The organism is Vibrio sp. 1401 (assembly GCF_033340295.1).
In genome coordinates this window covers 312-718 of sequence record NZ_JAWOWF010000342.1, presented here as the reverse complement: position 1 = coordinate 718, position 407 = coordinate 312, and the positions used below count along the sequence as shown (strand labels likewise).

Sequence of the window (407 nt, the reverse complement as noted above, 5' to 3'; positions counted from 1 at the left end):
AACTTTGTCAAACACAGGCTCAGCTTGAAGAATCACAGACAGTGCCAGCTCAATCTTACCTGCTGGGTTGTGCTCTGTTGGCTCTAGGTACTGGCCACGGCCAATGCGCGAGCGTGTTGCACTTGGGGTTTGTAGAATACGTGCCACTTTGCTGTCTAGCTTGTCACTTGGTGCTTTGCGTACACGACCGAATGGCATAATCAGAACGCGAAGTGTGCGGCCAATGACTTTGTTCGGGAAGTTTGCTAGGAACTCATCAACGGCGATTTCTGCTTGTTTTAAGCTATCTTGTAGACCCCAGTGAACCAAAGCCAAATCTTCAGCTGGACGACCATCTTGTTCAAAACGTTTTAGCGTCGCGGAGCTTAGGTATAGCTGACTGAGAATGTCACCTAAACGCGCAGATA

General features: G+C 48.9%; 1 protein-coding gene. It reads right to left on the bottom strand.

The window, feature by feature from the left end; genetic code table 11:
- On the bottom strand, positions 1 to 407 hold a 407-nt coding region (locus R7Z77_RS25515; protein WP_318137072.1), incomplete at both ends, for an acyl-CoA dehydrogenase domain-containing protein.